The organism is Pseudomonas sp. LBUM1670, from assembly GCF_059695695.1.
The window spans coordinates 5,607,865-5,625,598 of record NZ_CP166783.1; the positions used below are offsets into that span (position 1 = coordinate 5,607,865).

19 protein-coding genes are annotated in these 17,734 nt (G+C 59.6%); 7 read left to right on the forward strand and 12 right to left on the reverse strand.

Annotated features, from left to right (window positions below; all coding sequences use genetic code 11):
- Window positions 1–23: 23 nt before the first annotated feature.
- From ACA073_RS25705 to dadA, 5 genes are all read right to left on the reverse strand, one after another.
- Window positions 24–449 (reverse strand): c-type cytochrome, encoded by a 426-nt coding sequence (locus ACA073_RS25705; protein WP_497400467.1) that lies wholly within the window; start codon window positions 447–449, stop codon window positions 24–26.
- 170 nt (window positions 450–619) lie between these two features.
- Window positions 620–1,168, reverse strand: a complete 549-nt coding sequence (locus tag ACA073_RS25710; protein ID WP_008150195.1) for a cupin domain-containing protein — start codon at window positions 1,166–1,168, stop codon at window positions 620–622.
- 126 nt (window positions 1,169–1,294) lie between these two features.
- Complete coding sequence (alr, locus tag ACA073_RS25715) at window positions 1,295–2,368, reverse strand: alanine racemase (protein ID WP_497400469.1); 1,074 nt, start codon at window positions 2,366–2,368, stop codon at window positions 1,295–1,297.
- Between the two features lie 96 nt (window positions 2,369–2,464).
- Window positions 2,465–2,818, reverse strand: a complete 354-nt coding sequence (locus ACA073_RS25720) for a RidA family protein (RefSeq protein WP_497400471.1) — start codon at window positions 2,816–2,818, stop codon at window positions 2,465–2,467.
- Window positions 2,790–4,094: a D-amino acid dehydrogenase gene (dadA, locus tag ACA073_RS25725; RefSeq protein ID WP_497400473.1), complete on the reverse strand. Its 1,305-nt coding sequence runs from the start codon at window positions 4,092–4,094 to the stop codon at window positions 2,790–2,792. The genes ACA073_RS25720 and dadA overlap by 29 nt, the downstream gene beginning before the upstream one ends.
- Window positions 4,095–4,251: 157 nt before the next feature.
- Here dadA and ACA073_RS25730 point away from each other — a divergent pair, with 157 nt between their 5' ends.
- Complete coding sequence (locus ACA073_RS25730; protein WP_003177284.1) at window positions 4,252–4,740, forward strand: Lrp/AsnC ligand binding domain-containing protein; 489 nt, start codon at window positions 4,252–4,254, stop codon at window positions 4,738–4,740.
- Window positions 4,741–4,891: 151 nt separating this feature from the next.
- Here ACA073_RS25730 and ACA073_RS25735 read toward each other — a convergent pair whose 3' ends face one another.
- The gene (locus ACA073_RS25735) at window positions 4,892–5,245 is read right to left on the reverse strand and encodes a YkgJ family cysteine cluster protein (RefSeq protein ID WP_007894729.1); all 354 of its coding nucleotides are present in this window, start codon (window positions 5,243–5,245) and stop codon (window positions 4,892–4,894) included.
- Window positions 5,246–5,392: 147 nt separating this feature from the next.
- Here ACA073_RS25735 and ACA073_RS25740 point away from each other — a divergent pair, with 147 nt between their 5' ends.
- Window positions 5,393–6,685, forward strand: coding sequence for an NAD(P)/FAD-dependent oxidoreductase (locus ACA073_RS25740; protein ID WP_497400476.1), 1,293 nt, complete (start codon window positions 5,393–5,395; stop codon window positions 6,683–6,685).
- A 144-nt stretch (window positions 6,686–6,829) separates the two neighbouring features.
- On the opposite strand, the gene ACA073_RS25745 is transcribed toward ACA073_RS25740, so the two are convergent.
- A complete protein-coding gene (locus ACA073_RS25745) occupies window positions 6,830–7,075 on the reverse strand; it encodes a DUF1127 domain-containing protein (RefSeq protein WP_497400478.1) in 246 nt (81 codons plus the stop codon).
- Between the two features lie 178 nt (window positions 7,076–7,253).
- Here ACA073_RS25745 and ACA073_RS25750 point away from each other — a divergent pair, with 178 nt between their 5' ends.
- Together ACA073_RS25750 and ACA073_RS25755 are read left to right on the forward strand one after the other, a co-directional pair.
- Complete coding sequence (locus tag ACA073_RS25750; RefSeq protein ID WP_497400480.1) at window positions 7,254–8,687, forward strand: aminotransferase-like domain-containing protein; 1,434 nt, start codon at window positions 7,254–7,256, stop codon at window positions 8,685–8,687.
- A 60-nt stretch (window positions 8,688–8,747) separates the two neighbouring features.
- Window positions 8,748–10,319 carry a phospholipase D family protein gene (locus ACA073_RS25755; RefSeq protein WP_497400482.1) on the forward strand — a complete coding sequence of 524 codons (1,572 nt, stop codon included), beginning with the start codon at window positions 8,748–8,750 and terminating at the stop codon, window positions 10,317–10,319.
- 138 nt (window positions 10,320–10,457) lie between these two features.
- On the opposite strand, the gene ACA073_RS25760 is transcribed toward ACA073_RS25755, so the two are convergent.
- Together ACA073_RS25760 and ACA073_RS25765 are read right to left on the reverse strand one after the other, a co-directional pair.
- Window positions 10,458–11,603 carry an MFS transporter gene (locus tag ACA073_RS25760; RefSeq protein WP_497400484.1) on the reverse strand — a complete coding sequence of 382 codons (1,146 nt, stop codon included), beginning with the start codon at window positions 11,601–11,603 and terminating at the stop codon, window positions 10,458–10,460.
- Window positions 11,604–11,795: 192 nt separating this feature from the next.
- Complete coding sequence (locus ACA073_RS25765) at window positions 11,796–13,289, reverse strand: aldehyde dehydrogenase (protein WP_497400486.1); 1,494 nt, start codon at window positions 13,287–13,289, stop codon at window positions 11,796–11,798.
- A gap of 248 nt (window positions 13,290–13,537) precedes the next feature.
- Between ACA073_RS25765 and ACA073_RS25770 the strand changes: the two genes are divergently transcribed.
- Both ACA073_RS25770 and ACA073_RS25775 read left to right on the forward strand, forming a co-directional pair.
- Complete coding sequence (locus ACA073_RS25770; RefSeq protein ID WP_253433747.1) at window positions 13,538–13,900, forward strand: cupin domain-containing protein; 363 nt, start codon at window positions 13,538–13,540, stop codon at window positions 13,898–13,900.
- Between the two features lie 178 nt (window positions 13,901–14,078).
- Window positions 14,079–14,351 carry a peptidase inhibitor gene (locus ACA073_RS25775; RefSeq protein ID WP_497400488.1) on the forward strand — a complete coding sequence of 91 codons (273 nt, stop codon included), beginning with the start codon at window positions 14,079–14,081 and terminating at the stop codon, window positions 14,349–14,351.
- Window positions 14,352–14,423: 72 nt separating this feature from the next.
- On the opposite strand, the gene rpmG is transcribed toward ACA073_RS25775, so the two are convergent.
- Complete coding sequence (rpmG, locus tag ACA073_RS25780; protein ID WP_007894709.1) at window positions 14,424–14,579, reverse strand: 50S ribosomal protein L33; 156 nt, start codon at window positions 14,577–14,579, stop codon at window positions 14,424–14,426.
- An 11-nt stretch (window positions 14,580–14,590) separates the two neighbouring features.
- Entirely contained in the window at window positions 14,591–14,824 is a 234-nt protein-coding gene (gene rpmB / locus ACA073_RS25785) for a 50S ribosomal protein L28 (RefSeq protein ID WP_007894701.1), read from the reverse strand.
- Between the two features lie 447 nt (window positions 14,825–15,271).
- Here rpmB and ACA073_RS25790 point away from each other — a divergent pair, with 447 nt between their 5' ends.
- On the forward strand, window positions 15,272–16,858 hold the full coding sequence (locus ACA073_RS25790; protein ID WP_497400490.1) for an ABC transporter substrate-binding protein: 1,587 nt from the start codon (window positions 15,272–15,274) through the stop codon (window positions 16,856–16,858).
- 132 nt (window positions 16,859–16,990) lie between these two features.
- Here ACA073_RS25790 and radC read toward each other — a convergent pair whose 3' ends face one another.
- Entirely contained in the window at window positions 16,991–17,665 is a 675-nt protein-coding gene (radC, locus tag ACA073_RS25795) for a RadC family protein (protein ID WP_497400492.1), read from the reverse strand.
- Window positions 17,666–17,734 lie beyond the last annotated feature (69 nt).

Here is a 17,734-nt window from a genome sequence, read left to right on the forward strand (position 1 = left end):
GCATTTTTGCTGGAGATGATGGCTTATTTCAAGCCGGACATCTTCTGGATAGCGCCTTTGAGATCGGCGTCAGCACAATCAGCGCAGGTGCCTTTTGGAGGCATCGCATTGACGCCGGAGATCGCCTTCGCGAGCAGACCGTCAAGGCCGCCTTCTTTCTTGGCGCGCTCGCCCCAAGCGGCGGCATCACCGATTTTCGGCGCGCCCAACAGGCCAGTGCCGTGGCAAGCGTTGCAATGTTTTGCAATCACTGAGTCAGGCGTCTTGGCATCACCGCCGCCCGCCGAAGCAGCGACTTCCATACCTTTGCACTCTTTACCCGTCACACAGACCTGGCCGACCGGCTCAAGGCGTTTCGCAATGTCGTCGTTGGTCGCAGCTTGAGCGCTGACAGCCCATAGGGCCAATACGGTTGCTGGTACGGCCAGCATTTTCATAATTAGGTTCACGCGTTCACCCTCAATGGTGGCTAGTCACGCCTACGGCCACGGTTCGCAGGCGGGCGCAAGTATAGCGGTAAGCCCGCCGCACTGAAACAACCCCAAAGTCGAAGGGGTCTTGTTGCGCGGCGGGAAAACCCTTCGGGTGTCGCTGCCGTGCTGGCAGGACGCCTCTTCCCTTAGAAATTCGCGGGCGTGGCTGCGCTGATTAGTCGCGCCGGCGCATCGAACGGATTACGGAAACGGTGCGGCTTGGTACTTTCAAAGTAGTAGCTATCGCCGGCTTCGAGTACAAAAGTTTCCAGCCCGACCACCAGTTCCAGCCGACCTTCCAGCAGAATCCCGGTTTCCTCGCCCTCATGGGTGAGCATCTCGTCACCGGTGTCGGCGCCAGGCGGGTAGATTTCATTGAGGAAAGCGATGGCGCGGCTCGGGTGCGCCCGGCCGACCAGCTTCATGGTCACGGCACCATCGGAAATATCGATCAGCTCGTTAGCCTTGTAGACGATCTGAGTCGGTTTTTCCTGCAGGATCTCTTCGGAAAAGAACTCGACCATGGACATGGGTATCCCGCCCAGTACCTTGCGCAGCGAACTGATCGAGGGACTGACGCTGTTCTTCTCGATCATCGAAATGGTGCTGTTGGTGACGCCCGCGCGTTTGGCGAGTTCACGCTGCGAAAGACCTTTGAGCTTACGGATGGATTGCAGTCGTTCACCGACGTCCAAGCTTGCGCCTCCAGGATTCAGGTTGTAGGAATATTGAGCGTTATCATGGCGACAGCGTTCAGTATTTACAACACTTTGACCTGAATCCCGTTCGGCGAGGCGACTTTCGGCGCGCAGCGTTTTGACCTAAGCCCCGGAATAGAGCAGCGGCACCCGGCGCAGGTTGCAGAAGATCTGATAAGGAATCGTGTCCGCAGCCGCCGCAACGTCGCTGGCGAGGATGTTTTTACCCCACAACTCGACGGTGGAACCGAGGCCGGCTTGCGGCACATCGGTCAAATCAACACAGAGCATGTCCATCGACACCCGGCCAATCAACTGGCTGCGCTGACCGGCCACCAGCACCGGCGTACCGGTCGGCGCGTGACGCGGGTAGCCATCGGCGTAACCCATGGCCACCACCCCCACACGCATCGGTTTTTGGGTGATGAATCTGGCGCCGTAACCGATCGGCTCGCCGGCCGGCAGTTCACGCACGCAAATCACTTTCGATTCCAGGGTCATCACCGGTTGCAGGCGGGACGCTACGGCGTTGGCCTCTTCGAACGGCGTGGCACCAAAGAGCATGATGCCCGGGCGCACCCAGTCGCTTGGAATCTGCGGCCAACCGAGCACCGCCGGTGAGTTGCGCAAGCTGATCTCGGCGGACAAACCCTGGCGTGCCGCTTCAAACACCGCCACTTGCTCGGCGCTGGCTTGACTGTGCAGCTCATCGGCGCGGGCGAAGTGGCTCATCAGCACGATCTTCGCGACCTTGCCGCTGGCCAGCAGCCGTTGATAGGCCACCTGGTAATCCTTTGGATGCAGGCCGACCCGGTGCATGCCGGAATCAAGTTTGAGCCAGACCGTGATCGGCTTGCTCAGTGCGGCTGTCTCGATGGCTTCGAGCTGCCACAGCGAATGCACTACGCACCAGAAATCATGCTCGACGATCAGCGCCAACTCATCGGCTTCGAAAAAGCCTTCCAGCAGCAACACCGGCGCCCGAATGCCCGCGGCGCGCAGTTCCAGCGCTTCTTCAATGCACGCCACGGCAAACCCGTCCGCCTCGGCTTCCAGCGCCTGGGCGCAACGCACCGCGCCATGGCCGTAGGCATCGGCCTTGATCACCGCGAGGGCTTTGACCCCGGTGAGTTCACGGGCGATCTGGTAGTTGTGGCGCAGGGCTTGAAGGTCGATCAGGGCACGGGCTGGACGCATGGCGGCAGGCTTCTAGGCGGTCTCGGGAATAAAAACCGGCACTGGCTGACGGCGTTAACCGCCAACAGCACCGGGAGAGGGATCTTTCTGAAAAGCTTATGGCAGAGCGGCGACAACCGACAGCTCGACCAGGATATCCGGTTCGCACAGCTTCGATTCAACCGTCGCACGGGCCGGGGCGACGCCTTTTGGCAGCCACGTATCCCACACCGCGTTCATGCCTTCGAAGTGCGCGTCGATGTCTTTCAGGTAAATCGTCACCGACAGCAAATGGTGCTTGTCGGTCCCGGCCAGATCGAGCAAACGCTCGATGTTGGCGAGGGTTTCACGGGTCTGCTGTTCAATCCCGGCGCTCATGTCGTCGCCAACCTGTCCGGCCAGATACACAGTGCCGTTGTGGCTGACAATCTGGCTCATGCGCTCATTGGTGAGCTGGCGCTGGATTACCATGTTTTGCAGACTCCTGAATTTTGTTGCCATAGCGAGAAATATCGAGGCCTTCGGCGCTGATCTGCGGCGTTTTCTTCGCCATCAAGTCAGCCAGCAAACGACCGGAGCCACAGGCCATGGTCCAGCCGAGCGTGCCGTGACCGGTGTTCAGGAACAGATTCTTGAACGGCGTGGCGCCAACGATTGGCGTGCCGTCCGGCGTGGTCGGACGCAGACCGGTCCAGAAACTGGCCTGGGCCAGATCGCCGCCCTGAGGATAAAGGTCGTTGACGATCATCTCCAGGGTTTCGCGCCGACGCGGGTTCAGCGACAGGTCAAAACCGGCTATTTCAGCCATGCCGCCAACGCGGATGCGGTTGTCGAAACGGGTGATCGCGACCTTGTAGGTCTCGTCGAGAATGGTCGAGGTCGGGGCCATCGCCGGGTTGGTGATCGGCACGGTCAGGGAGTAACCCTTGAGCGGATACACCGGGGCGCGGATACCCAGCGGCTTGAGCAACTGCGGCGAGTAGCTGCCGAGCGCCAGAACGTAGCGGTCAGCGGTTTCCAGCTTGCCGTCGATCCACACACCGTTGATGCGATCACCAGCGTAGTCGAGCTTCTGAATGTCTTGGCCGAAGCGGAATTCCACACCCAGTTTCACCGCCATTTCGGCCAGGCGGGTGGTGAACATCTGGCAGTCGCCGGTCTGGTCGTTCGGCAGGCGCAGGGCACCGGCGAGGATGTCGGTGACGCTGGCCAGGGCCGGCTCAACGCGGGCAATGCCTTCGCGGTCGAGCAGTTCGAACGGCACGCCGGACTCTTTCAGCACGGCGATATCTTTCGCGGCGCCATCGAGTTGAGCCTGGGTGCGGAACAGTTGGGTCGTACCGAGGCTGCGACCTTCATAGGCAATGCCGGTTTCGGCGCGCAATTCATCGAGGCAGTCACGGCTGTATTCGGACAGACGGACCATGCGCTCCTTGTTCACCGCGTAACGGCTGGCGGTGCAGTTGCGCAGCATCTGCGCCATCCACAGGTATTGGTCGATGTCGGCGGTGGCCTTGATCGCCAGCGGCGCGTGGCGCTGCAACAGCCACTTGATGGCCTTGAGCGGCACGCCCGGCGCGGCCCACGGCGAGGCATAACCCGGCGATACCTGCCCAGCGTTGGCGAAACTGGTCTCCATGGCCGCAGCCGGCTGACGGTCCACCACCACCACTTCGAACCCGGCACGCGCCAGATAATAAGCACTGGTGGTGCCGATGACGCCGCTACCCAAGACCATAACGCGCATTTTCATATCCCTCATCGCGGCGTGCCGCTGACGTTTTGTAGTTCAGACCGTAGATGTGGGCAGTTTAAAAAAGATTAGCCAGTGCTTTTCACTATATAAGCACCTATATTTGGCGAGAATTCTCGGCAAAAACGCTTTTCACGGAGGCGCATCCCCTATGCGTACCAACACTCAGACCAAACGTGAGCTGGACAAGATCGACCGCAACATCCTGCGGATCCTGCAGGCGGACGGGCGCATCTCCTTCACGGAGCTTGGGGAAAAGGTCGGGCTCTCGACCACGCCTTGCACCGAGCGGGTTCGGCGACTGGAACGCGAAGGGATCATCATGGGCTACAACGCCCGGCTGAATCCGCAGCACCTCAAGGGCAGTCTGCTGGTGTTCGTCGAGATCAGCCTGGACTACAAGTCCGGCGATACTTTCGAAGAGTTCCGACGCGCGGTGCTAAAACTGCCCCATGTGCTGGAATGCCATTTGGTGTCAGGGGATTTTGACTATCTGGTGAAGGCGCGGATTTCCGAGATGGCCTCGTACCGCAAGCTGCTGGGCGACATTCTGCTCAAGCTGCCGCATGTGCGGGAATCCAAGAGCTATATCGTGATGGAAGAGGTGAAGGAGAGTTTGAGTTTGCCGATTCCGGATTGAGGGTTTGTCTCAGAGGAATTGTTGTCTGGGCGGGCGCTTTCGCGAGCAAGCCCGCTCCCACATTGGATCTCTGTTGTACACAAAACCAAGCCCACTGAAGATCTACTGTGGGAGCGGGCTTGCTCGCGAATGAAGGCGACTCGGTCTCTCCTTAGACGAGCACCTGCCGAGTTGAAGCCATGTACTCATGAATCTGCTTCTCGACCCGCGGATGAATCAGCTCCACCGGCCGCCGCCCATTCGGGCACGGCAGGGTCTTGGTCGTACCAAACAACCGACAAATCAGCGGTCGCTCGTCATACACCGTGCAGCCGTTTGGCCCAAGATGAACGCAGTTGAGCTCGTCCATCGCCGCATCCTGCTCGGCGCGGGTCTTGCGCGGCAGTCGGGACATTTCTTCCGGCGAGGTCGTCACCGGCCCACAGCAGTCATGGCAACCGGGCACGCACTCGAACGAGGGAATCTGCTGTCGCAGCGTGCGAATTTTCTGACTGTTGCAACTCATCGAAGCGGTGACCCAAAGCGGACTGGAGCGGGATTCTGACGCAAAAGTCTCGATCCAGACAGCCACAACCGACCAGTGTTGCCCGTGCCGAAAGGTCCGGCTTATGCTCCGTCAAATTTTCCAGACACAAGAACCAGGATGACGCGCATGAATGCCCGTGCCCAGCACACCGCCTCCTATTACGCCGCCAGCAGCCTGCCGCAGCCCGATCATCCGGCGCTCACGGTCGATCTGGTGGCCGATGTGTGCGTGGTCGGCGGCGGGTTTTCCGGGTTGAACACGGCGCTCGAACTGGCCGAACGCGGCCTCAGCGTGGTGCTGCTCGAAGCGCACAAGATGGGCTGGGGCGCCAGTGGCCGTAATGGCGGGCAGCTGATTCGTGGCGTCGGCCATGGTCTCGATCAGTTCACCAACGTGATCGGCGCGGACGGCGTGCGTCAGATGAAACTCATGGGCCTGGAAGCGGTGGAAATCGTCCGACAACGGGTCGAGCGTTTTCAGATCCCTTGCGACCTGACCTGGGGTTACTGCGATCTGGCCAACAAACCCCGCGATCTGGAAGGCTTCGCCGAAGACGCCGAAGAACTGCGCAGCCTCGGTTACCGCTACGAAACCCGATTGCTGCAAGCCCATGAAATGCACTCGGTGGTGGGTTCCGACCGCTACGTCGGCGGCCTGATCGACATGGGTTCGGGCCATTTGCATCCACTGAACCTGGCACTGGGCGAAGCTGCCGCCGCGCAACAACTGGGCGCCAAGCTGTTCGAACAGTCGGCGGTGACCCGCATCGATTACGGTCCGGAGGTGAAGGTCCATACGGCTCAAGGCTCGGTTCGCGCCAAGACGCTGGTACTGGGCTGCAATGCCTACCTCAACCAGCTCAACCCGGAGCTCAGCGGCAAGGTGTTGCCCGCCGGCAGCTACATCATCGCCACCGAACCCTTGAGCGAAGAGCTGGCTCACGCGTTGCTGCCGCAGAACATGGCGGTGTGTGATCAGCGGGTCGCGCTGGATTACTACCGGCTCTCGGCGGATCGTCGCTTGCTGTTCGGTGGCGCCTGCCACTATTCAGGACGCGACCCGAAGGACATCGCCGCGTACATGCGGCCGAAGATGCTGGAGGTTTTTCCGCAACTGGGCGGGGTGAAAATCGATTATCAATGGGGCGGGATGATTGGTATCGGGGCTAACCGCCTGCCGCAGATCGGCCAGCTCAAGGACCAACCGAATGTGTATTACGCCCAGGCTTATTCAGGTCACGGGGTGAATGCCACGCATTTGGCGGGCAAGTTGCTGGCCGAGGCGATCTGTGGGCAGCAGAGTGGCGGGTTCGACCTGTTTGCCAAAGTGCCGCACATGACGTTTCCGGGTGGAAAGCATTTACGTTCGCCGTTGTTGGCGTTGGGGATGTTGTGGCATCGGTTTAAAGAGTTGGTCTGAGGAGTTTGTGGTGTTTTTGCGGACGCCTTCGCGAGCAAGCCCGCTCCCACATTTGATCGTCGTCGAACACAAAATCTGTGCTCGCTGAAGACCTAATGTGGGAGCGGGCTTGCTCGCGAATGGATCTAACGAACACCGCAAATCTCAGATCCGCCAAAAAGACTTCAACCCCTCCTCCCTAGCCTGTTCAAGACTCAACCCGACATCCCTCAATTGCTCCGGCGTCAACTCCAGCAACGCCTTGCGCGTGTGCAGGCGATGCCAGAACAGACCCCAACGGCCCAGGCCGGACGGCGCGTTGCGCATGAACGCCTCGCGCGCACCGTTTTTTTGCCCTGCCGCCAGTTCCTGACTGCGTAACGTCAGCCGCACATCGCTCAAGCCGTTCATTTTGATTGCTCCTGTTTACTTGGGTAGCCAGAGCTTTCATGATGCGTGGGCGGCGAAAAGCATTACAGATTCAACTTGATAGTATTAATTCCATACAGATTTCGCGTTTAGCCTCTGAATGACAATTTTTTGCCCGATCTGTACTGGTTAACCGAATCATCCACATCGAGACTGCGTCATGACCCTTTACGTCAACCTCGCCGAATTGCTCGGTACGCGGATCGAACAGGGCTTCTATCGCCCCGGTGACCGACTGCCGTCGGTGCGGGCATTGAGTGTCGAGCACGGCGTCAGTCTGAGTACGGTTCAACAAGCCTATCGGGTGTTGGAAGACAGCGGCCTGGCGATGCCGAAACCCAAGTCCGGCTACTTCGTTCCCGTCAGTCGCGATCTGCCGGAATTGCCGGCGATCGGCCGCCCGGCGCAGCGCCCGGTGGATATTTCGCAGTGGGATCAAGTGCTGGAACTGATCCGCGCGGTGCCGCGCAAGGATGTGGTGCAACTGGGCCGCGGCATGCCGGACATCACCACGCCGACCATGAAACCGTTGCTGCGCAACCTTGCACGCATCAGCCGGCGGCAGGACATGCCCGGCCTGTATTACGACAACATTCATGGCACCCTCGAACTGCGCGAGCAAATCGCTCGCCTGATGCTGGATTCCGGATGCCAACTGACGGCCAACGACCTGGTGATCACCACCGGCTGCCACGAAGCGCTGTCCACCAGCATCCGCGCCATCTGCGATCCGGGCGACATCGTCGCCGTGGATTCGCCAAGCTTTCACGGCGCGATGCAAACGCTCAAGGGCCTGAACATGAAGGCCCTGGAAATTCCCACCGACCCGCTGACCGGGATCAGCCTCGATGCGCTGGAACTGGCCTTGGAACAATGGCCGATCAAGGCCATACAGTTGACCCCCAACTGCAACAACCCGCTGGGCTACATCATGCCGGAATCGCGCAAACGCGCGTTGTTGACGCTCGCACAGCGTTTCGACGTGGCGATCATCGAGGACGATGTGTATGGCGAACTGGCCTACAACTACCCACGACCGCGCACGATCAAATCCTTCGACGAAGACGGCCGCGTCCTGCTCTGCAGTTCGTTCTCCAAAACACTGGCGCCGGGCTTGCGGATCGGTTGGGTTGCTCCGGGCCGCTATCTGGAGCGGGTGCTGCACATGAAATACATCAGCACTGGCTCCACTGCGCCGCAACCGCAGATTGCCATCGCCGAATTCCTCAAGGCCGGTCACTTCGAACCTCATTTGCGGCGGATGCGCACGCAATACCAGCGTAATCGCGACATGATGATCGATTGGGTCAGCCGTTATTTCCCCGCCGGCACCCGTGCCAGTCGGCCGCAAGGCAGCTTCATGCTCTGGGTCGAACTGCCTGACGGCTTCGACACCCTGAAACTGAACCGCGCCTTGCACGACCAAGGCGTACAGATTGCCGTCGGCAGCATCTTTTCCGCCTCGGGCAAATACCGTAACTGTCTGCGAATGAACTACGCTGCCAAACCAACAGCACAGATCGAAGAAGCGGTGCGCAAGGTCGGCGCCGCGGCAATCAAACTGCTGGCGGAAAATGACAGCTTCACCGACTGACTTTTAGCCGCAATTCAGCGTCCATATGGCAACACCCGCCGCCAATCGGAACGATCCTAAGTGAGAATCAGACAGCCCCTGCTCGCTCTTCTGCTACTCGCCTCGCTTCTGAGCGGTTGCGCCAGCTTCGATGTTCAGCGCGAACCGAGTCAGGCGCTGCCCGCCAGTGACTCGGCATTCGGTCGCTCGATTCAGGCTCAGGCTGCACCACACGAGGGAAAATCCGGATTTCGTTTGTTGTCCAACAGCAGCGAAGCTTTTACCGCTCGCGCCGAATTGATCCGCAACGCCCAAAGCAGCCTCGACTTGCAGTATTACATCGTCCACGACGGCATCAGCACGCGTCTGCTGGTCGAAGAGTTGCTAAAGGCTGCCGACCGCGGCGTGCGGGTGAGGATCTTGCTCGATGACACCACCAGCGATGGTCTTGACTGGATCATCGGCACCCTGGCGGCGCATCCACAGATCCAGATTCGGCTGTTCAACCCGCTGCACCTGGGCCGTTCCACAGGCGTGACGCGAACCATGGGCCGGTTGTTCAACCTGTCGCTGCAACACCGGCGCATGCACAACAAGCTGTGGCTGGCGGACAACAGCGCCGCCATCGTCGGTGGTCGCAACCTGGGGGACGAATACTATGATGCCGAGACCAACCTGAATTTCACCGACATCGACATGCTTGGCGTCGGGCCGGTGGCCGAGCAGCTCGGGCACAGCTTCGATCAGTACTGGAACAGCGCGCTGAGCAAACCGATCGACGAATTCCTCTCGAGCAAACCGACGCAAAAGGATCTGCAAAATACCCGGACACGCCTGGAAGAATCCCTGGAAGAGACGCGCAAACAGAATCACGCGTTGTACAAACAACTGATGACCTTCACCACCCATCCACGCATGGATATCTGGCGCCGGGAGTTGATTTGGGCCTGGAGCCAGGCCTTATGGGATGCCCCGAGCAAGGTCCTGTCGAAGGGTGAACCTGACCCTCACTTGCTGCTGACCACGCAATTGGCGCCCGCGCTCACGGGCGTCAGCAAAGAGCTGGTCATGGTCTCGGCCTACTTTGTTCCGGGTCAGTCGGGGCTGGTGTACCTGACCGGTCGCGCCGACGCCGGGGTCTCCGTCAGCCTGTTGACCAACTCACTGGAGGCTACCGATGTGCCGGCGGTGCACGGCGGTTATGCGCCCTATCGCAGGGCGCTGCTGGAACATGGCGTGAAGCTGTACGAATTGCGCCGCCAACCCGGCGATGAAGGTGGTAGCGGACCGGGTTTTTACAGCAAGTCTTCCCGCGGGTCCGGCTCCGACTCAAGCCTGCACAGCAAGGCGATAATCTTCGATCAGCAAAAATCCTTTATCGGCTCGTTCAACTTTGACCCGCGCTCGGTGCTGTGGAACACCGAAGTCGGGGTGCTGGTCGACAGCCCCGAACTTGCCGCGTACGTACAAAAAGCCGCGCTGGAAGGTATGGCTCCGCCGGTGAGTTATCAGGTGAAACTGGAAAACGACCGGATCGTCTGGGTGACCGAGGACGACGGCAAAATGCACACGCTGACCAAGGAACCGGGCAGTTTGTGGCGCCGTTTCAATTCCTGGTTCAGTACGGCGGTTGGCCTGGAACGGATGTTGTAACCCTTGTGGGAGCGGGCTTGCTCGCGAACGCGGTGAGTCATCCGACGATGATGTCGACTGACCCACCGCTTTCGCGAGCAAGTCGAATCGTCGCACCGCCGCTCCCACAGGTGCAGGTGGTTGGCTGGCAGTTCGGCGTCAGGCTGGCTCGGCGACCGTGCCGAAAGCGCCTTGGCGCGACAGCAGGATTACCAATCCGAACGCACCAGCCGCCATCAACAGTGGCAAGGCGTGCCCGCTGATCCACTGACTACCGGCGCCAGCCGCCAACGGTCCGACCAGGCAACCGATCCCCCACAACTGCGCAATATGCGCATTGGCCCGCACCAGCGCATCGTCGCGATAACGTTCGCCGATCAGGATCAGTGACAAGGTGAACAACCCCCCGGCACTGGCGCCGAACAGCACCCACAACGGCCAGATCAGCAACGTGTCGATCAGCATCGGAATCGCCAGGCTCGAGAGCATCAACACCACGGCGCAACCGGTGAACAACGTGCGTCGCGACAGGCGATCCGCCAGCGCGCCAATCGGCAGTTGCAGCAAGGCATCACCGACCACCACGGTGCTGACCATCGCCAAGGCAATTTCCGTGGTGAAGCCCTGACGCAGGCAATAGACCGGCAATAACGTGAGGATCATCGCTTCGAACGCCGCAAACAGCGCCACGCCCCAGGCAATCGCCGGCAAACCTCGGCAGAAGCCCCACAAGTCGCTGAAGGTCACGCTGCAGGCTTCACTGGTCGGTGCGCCGCTGCGGCCCAGCAACAGGAACGGCGCCAGCGTGAGCAAACCGACGCCGACCCAGAATCCATAATCGTGTTCGGTGCCCAGAACCCCCAACAGCAACGGCCCGGCCAACTGACTCAGCGCATAACTGCTGCCATACAACGCCACCAGTCGTCCGCGCCATTGCTCGACCACCAACTGGTTGATCCAGCTTTCGCCGAGGATGAAAACCAGAGTGAGGATCACTCCGATCATCAGACGCAACACCAGCCACACCGGATAGCTCGGCAACAGCGCCAGCAAACCGATGGACGCCGCCCCGGCCCACAGGCACAGGCGCATCAGATTGGCCGTGCCGAGTCGCGCCGCCAGATGGCTGGAAATCTTCGCGCCCAACAGCACGCCAATCGCCGGCATCGCGGCCATGACGCCAATCGCAAACGAGCCGTAACCCCAGCCTTCCAGGCGAAACGACACCAGCGGCATGCTGACACCCAGGGCCAGGCCGACACTCAAGACAGACGCCAACACGGCGAAATAAGTCGCCCAACGCATGTTCCACGCTCCTGTGGATTGTTATTTTTTTACAGGCGGCACAAAGCAAATGTGGGAGCGGGCTTGCTCGCGAAGAGGCCATCACATCCAACATCATCGTTGGCTGTTACGGCGCCTTCGCGAGCAAGCCCGCTCCCACAAGGGATCTGCGTCGTTCAGGAGCCCGGATTAAAAACGGGCTCCTTCACTGGCTTACAACTTGATCCAGGTCGCCTTCAGCTCGGTGTACTTGTCGAACGCATGCAGCGACTTGTCGCGACCGTTGCCCGACTGCTTGAAGCCACCGAACGGTGCGGTCATGTCGCCGCCGTCGTACTGATTGACCCACACACTACCGGCACGCAGCGCCCGGGCGGTCAGGTGAGCCTTCGAGATGTCCTTGGTCCACACCGCAGCGGCGAGGCCGTACGGCGTGTCGTTGGCAATCGCGATGGCTTCTTCGGCAGTGTCGAAAGCGATGACCGACAGGACCGGGCCAAAGATTTCTTCCTGGGCGATTTTCATCGCGTTGCTGACGCCGTCGAAAATCGTTGGCTCAACGTAGGTGCCACCGGTTTCCTGAAGCGTGCGCTTGCCGCCCGCAACCAGTTTGGCGCCATCGGCGTGACCGGATTCGATGTAGGACAGCACGGTGTTCATCTGCTGGGTGTCCACCAGCGCGCCAACGTTGGTCGCCGGATCCAGCGGGTTGCCCGGCTTCCAGGTTTTCAGGGCCTCGATCACCAGCGGCAGGAAGGAATCCTTGATCGAACGCTCGACCAGCAGACGCGACCCGGCGGTGCACACTTCGCCCTGGTTGAAGGCGATGGCCCCGGCGGCGGCTTCAGCGGCCGCTTGCAGGTCCGGCGCATCGGCGAACACGATGTTCGGGCTCTTGCCGCCGGCTTCGAGCCAGACGCGCTTCATGTTCGACTCGCCGGAGTAGATCAGCAGTTGCTTGGCGATCTTGGTCGAACCGGTGAACACCAGCGTGTCGACATCGTTGTGCAGGGCCAGGGCCTTGCCGACGGTGTGGCCGTAGCCCGGCAACACGTTCAGCACGCCTTTCGGGATACCCGCTTCAACGGCCAGCGCAGCGATGCGGATGGCGGTCAGCGGCGATTTTTCAGACGGTTTGAGGATCACCGAGTTACCGGTGGACAGCGCCGGGCCGAGTTTCCAGCAGGCCATCATCAGCGGGAAGTTCCACGGCACGATAGCGCCGACAACGCCGACCGGCTCGCGAGTGACCAGACCCAACTGATCGTGCGGGGTCGCCGCGACTTCGTCGTAGATCTTGTCGATGGCTTCACCGCTCCAGCTCAAGGCTTGCGCCGCGCCAGGAACGTCGATGTACAGGGAATCGCTGATCGGCTTGCCCATGTCCAGAGTTTCAAGCAGGGCCAGCTCCTCGGCGTGCTGTTTCAGCAGGCTGGCGAAACGAATCATGGTGGCTTTACGCTTGGTCGGCGCCAATCGCGACCAGGCGCCGGAATTGAACGTGGCGCGAGCGTTTTCAACAGCGCGCTGGGCGTCGGCGGTATCACAGCTGGCAATCTTGCCCAGCAAACGGCCATCGACCGGACTGATGCACTCGAAAGTCTCGCTGGAGACGGCATCGGTGTATTCGCCATTGATGTAGGCGCGGCCTTCGATCTTCAGATCGCGAGCCCGTTGTTCCCAATCGGCACGAGTCAGGGTGGTCATTCGAGTGTCCTCCTCTTATTGAATACGAGCGCCCCGCGTTCTTCGCGGACGTCCCCAGGAATTCTGCCCGGCCAGCCTGCATTTCGGCCCAAGGCAACCGCCACCCTAAACCAGTGGCCGGGGTTGTATCAATATATTTGACATAAGGTCGGCAAACAGCCTTGCGGTGTTCATTTTAATAAACATAGACTTTGGGCTTTCCAGCACCTTTCCAGCCACTCGCGCCGCAATCACGAGGGATTACAACAATGAGCATCCAGAATATCGTCGACTTCAGCCAGGCCACTACCGAGCCCGAGCGCTACAGGCCGGATCAGGCCAAAATCCTCAAGGGCGACCCCGAGCAAGTGGTTTACAACCACTACAACAGTCCTTGCGGCCAGTTGAATGCCGGGGTTTGGGAAGGCGCAGTCGGTCAGTGGCATGTGAACTTCACCGAGCATGAGTACTGCGAAATCGTTCAGGGTGTTTCCGTACTGCGCGACAACGACGGCAACAGCAAAACCGTGCGCGCAGGTGATCGCTTCGTAATACCGGCCGGGTTCAGAGGCACTTGGGAAGTGCTGGAGCCGTGCCGCAAGATTTATGTGGCGTTTGAACAGAAGGCCTGACGCGACTCCTCACACGATAAAAAGGCCCGTCTCTCGCGATTCGGGCCTTTTTCGTTGAACGGCCTTTTAAACCGAACGACATACATAGTTACCGCACGCAGTCGCTGGCCATCGCGGATGCTGGCCCGAGTCTCGAAAGAGAACCTCGACCTCATCATTCACAAGGAAGCGAATTAACATGAGAAAGTTTTTCACCCGTCGCCTGCTGACAGGCCTCACCCTCGCAGCCACCCTGACGACGGCGCATGCCGACGAATCATCGCAGCAATGCAACGCGCAGTGGACAGCGGATTTCATCGGCCAATATCTGACACAGGCAATCAAGGAGCAGGCGCGCGTGGAGGCACGTGCGGCGAAGGTCGTGGTCAACTTGCTCAATCAGCAGTTTGAGCCCAACCGCCTGCGAATTGTCACTGAAGGCTATAAGATTATTAGAATCTACTGCGGCTGACCCTCAGGCTTCGCCAACAAAAAAGGCCCGTATCTCGCGATACGGGCCTTTTTCGTAAGAGGGAAAAATCAATTACTTGATTTTGCCTTCTTTGTAGATCACGTGCTTGCGAACAACCGGATCAAATTTCTTGATCTCGATTTTGTCCGGGGTAGTACGCTTGTTCTTGTCGGTAGTGTAGAAGTGACCAGTACCGGCGCTCGAAATCAAACGAATCAATTCACGCATGATTAGCTCCCTTAGATCTTGCCGGCTTTGCGGATTTCGGCCAGCACGACAGTGATGCCACGCTTGTCGATGATACGCATGCCTTTGGCAGATACGCGCAGACGCACGAAACGTTTCTCTTCTTCAACCCAGAAGCGGTGATGCTGCAGGTTCGGCAGGAAACGACGACGGGTTTTGTTGTTTGCGTGGGAAATGTTATTCCCAGTCACCGGACCCTTACCGGTAACTTGACATACTCTCGACATGCCTCAGCCCTCTAAAACCACATGCCCAACCCGGCATGGGTTGGCCGCTTAATCTCTCAGTCATTTGGCGCCAGGCGCCGCGTTTCTTTAGAGGTCTTACCGGCTACACCTACAAGTGAAGGAACCGGGCCCCTAGAAAAGAGCGCTGCTTTATACCAGAAAGACTCGAGAGCAACAACATTCCGTGTGCACAGACTTGATAAAAACCCCGTTTTTCTGGCTCCGAGCGCCTTGGATAAAGGCTATCGTCGATAAAGACCGCTCGTCGCAGAAAATCGGCCAACCGGCCAATCCGGGGTTTTCCTCAGGCAGCACGCACCGAAAACAATCGCACATAGTCCCCTTAAAATGAAAAAGGGGATAGTCATTTGCAAAAGAGCCCACTAGGGTAAGACTTTTCCAGACTGCACTTGCAGATGGGCCTTCGATCTGTAAAGGAATCCGACCATGCGCCTCGCTGCCCTACCGCTGTTGCTTGCCCCGCTTCTGCTGAGCCCATTGGCCCAGGCCGCCGCCCTGAGCGTCTGCACCGAGGCCAGCCCGGAAGGGTTCGACGTGGTGCAATACAACTCGCTGACCACCACCAACGCCTCGGCCGACGTGCTGATGAACCGCCTGGTGGACTTCGACACGGCCAGCGGCAAAGTGGTCGCCGGGCTCGCGGACAGCTGGGAGGTCACGCCCGACGGCCTGACCTACGTGTTCAAGCTGCATCCGCAGGTGAAATTCCACCGTACGGAGTATTTCAGCCCGACACGCGACCTGACCGCCGAAGACGTGAAATTCAGCTTCGACCGCATGCTCGACCCGGCAAATCCTTGGCACAAAGTGGCGCAGAGCGGCTTCCCGCACGCGCAGTCGATGCAGTTGCCGGCGCTGATAAAGAAGATCGACGCGCTTGACCCGCTGACCGTGCGCTTCACCCTCGATCATCCGGACTCGACCTTCCTGCCGACGCTGAGCATGGGCTTCGCCTCGATATACTCCGCCGAGTACGCCGACAAACTGCTGAAGGCCGGCACCCCGGAGAAGCTCAACAGCCAGCCGATCGGCAGCGGGCCGTTCGTGTTCACCCGATTCCAGAAAGATGCCTCGATTCGTTACAAGGCCAACCCGGATTATTTCCGTGGCAAGCCTTCGGTGGACCCGCTGATCTTCGCCATTACGCCGGACGCCAACGTGCGATTGCAGAAATTGCGCCGTAACGAGTGCCAGATCGCCCTTTCGCCCAAACCGCTGGACGTACAAGCCGCGCTGAAAGAGCCGACGCTGAAAGTGGAAAAGACCGACGCGTTCATGACCGCGTTCGTCGCCATCAACAGCCAGCATCCACCGCTCGACAAGCCGGAAGTGCGTCAAGCAATCAATCTCGCGTTCGACAAGGCCAGCTACGTCAAAGCCGTATTCGAAGACACCGCCGAGCCTGCCAACGGCCCGTACCCGCCCAACACCTGGAGTTATGCCAAAGGTTTGCCGGGCTACACGCACGACGTGGAGAAGGCCAAAGCTCTGATGGCGAAAGCCGGACTCAAGGACGGCTTCCAGACCACTATCTGGACCCGCCCTTCCGGTAGCCTGCTGAACCCTAATCCAAGCCTTGGCGCGCAGATGCTTCAATCGGATCTCGCGGAAATCGGCATTCAGGCCGAAATCCGTGTGATCGAATGGGGCGAAGTGATCCGCCGCGCCAAGGCCGGTGAACACGACCTGCTGTTCATGGGTTGGGCCGGCGACAACGGCGATCCGGACAACTTCCTCACGCCGCAATTTTCCTGCGCGGCGGTCAAGCCCGGCACCAACTTCGCCCGTTACTGCAACCAGGACCTGGACAAGCTGATCAGTGCCGGCAAGACCACCTCCGAGCAAGGCGTGCGTACCAAGCTTTATGAGCAGGCTCAGGCGCAGATCCAGCAGCAGGCGCTGTGGTTGCCGCTAGCGCACCCGACGGCCTTCGCGCTGATGCGCAAGGAAGTCGAGGGGTATTCGGTGAGCCCGTTTGGGCGTCAGGATTACTCCAGGGTCCACCTCAAGTAATCCGCCACACCACAAAACCTGTGGGAGCGGGCTTGCTCGCGAAAGCGGCGTGTCAGGCAATATTGATGGCGACTGACACTCCCTCTTCGCGAGCAAGCCCGCTCCAACAATGGGTTCGCGTTCGTCCTCCCGTCACATCCACCCATACTCAGCCATCGACAGCGGATCGCCGTCGCCGATGATGAAGTGGTCGAGTATTCGCACATCGATCAGGTCCAGCGCCTCTTGGAGGCGCTTGGTCAATTTTCGATCGGCTTGGCTGGGGTCGGGATTGCCTGACGGATGGTTGTGGCAAAGGATCAAAGCTGCGGCGTTATGGGCCAAAGCGCGCTTGACCACCTGACGCGGGTAAACGCTGGTGCAGTCGATTGAGCCACGAAATAGTGATTCAAACGCCAGTACTCGATGCTTCGAGTCCAGAAACAGGCAGCCAAATACCTCATGAGGCTCGTGTCGCAGCATCGACTTGAGGTAATCACGCACGACCAGCGGATTCTCCAACACTGAGCTGTGGCGCAAGCGCTCAGCCAGATGCCGACGGGCCATTTCCAACACTGCCTGCAATTGAGCGAATTTCGCCGGGCCGAGCCCTAACTGTTTGCTGAATGTTTGTTGATCAGCCTCCATCAGCGAACGCAGGCTGCCAAATTGACTCAACAAATGTCGCGCCAGGTCTACGGCGCTTTTACCGGAGACACCGGTTCGTAAAAATATCGCCAGCAGTTCGGCGTCCGAAAGGCTCGCCGCCCCCAACTCCAGTAACCTCTCCCGCGGCCGCTCCGCCGCTGGCCAATTCCGAATACTCATAGCACCTCCCTGTCTGTGGGCGCCGCTGTTCCGTAGCGGTCGCTGTGATATCGTAGCCCATCTTTTTTG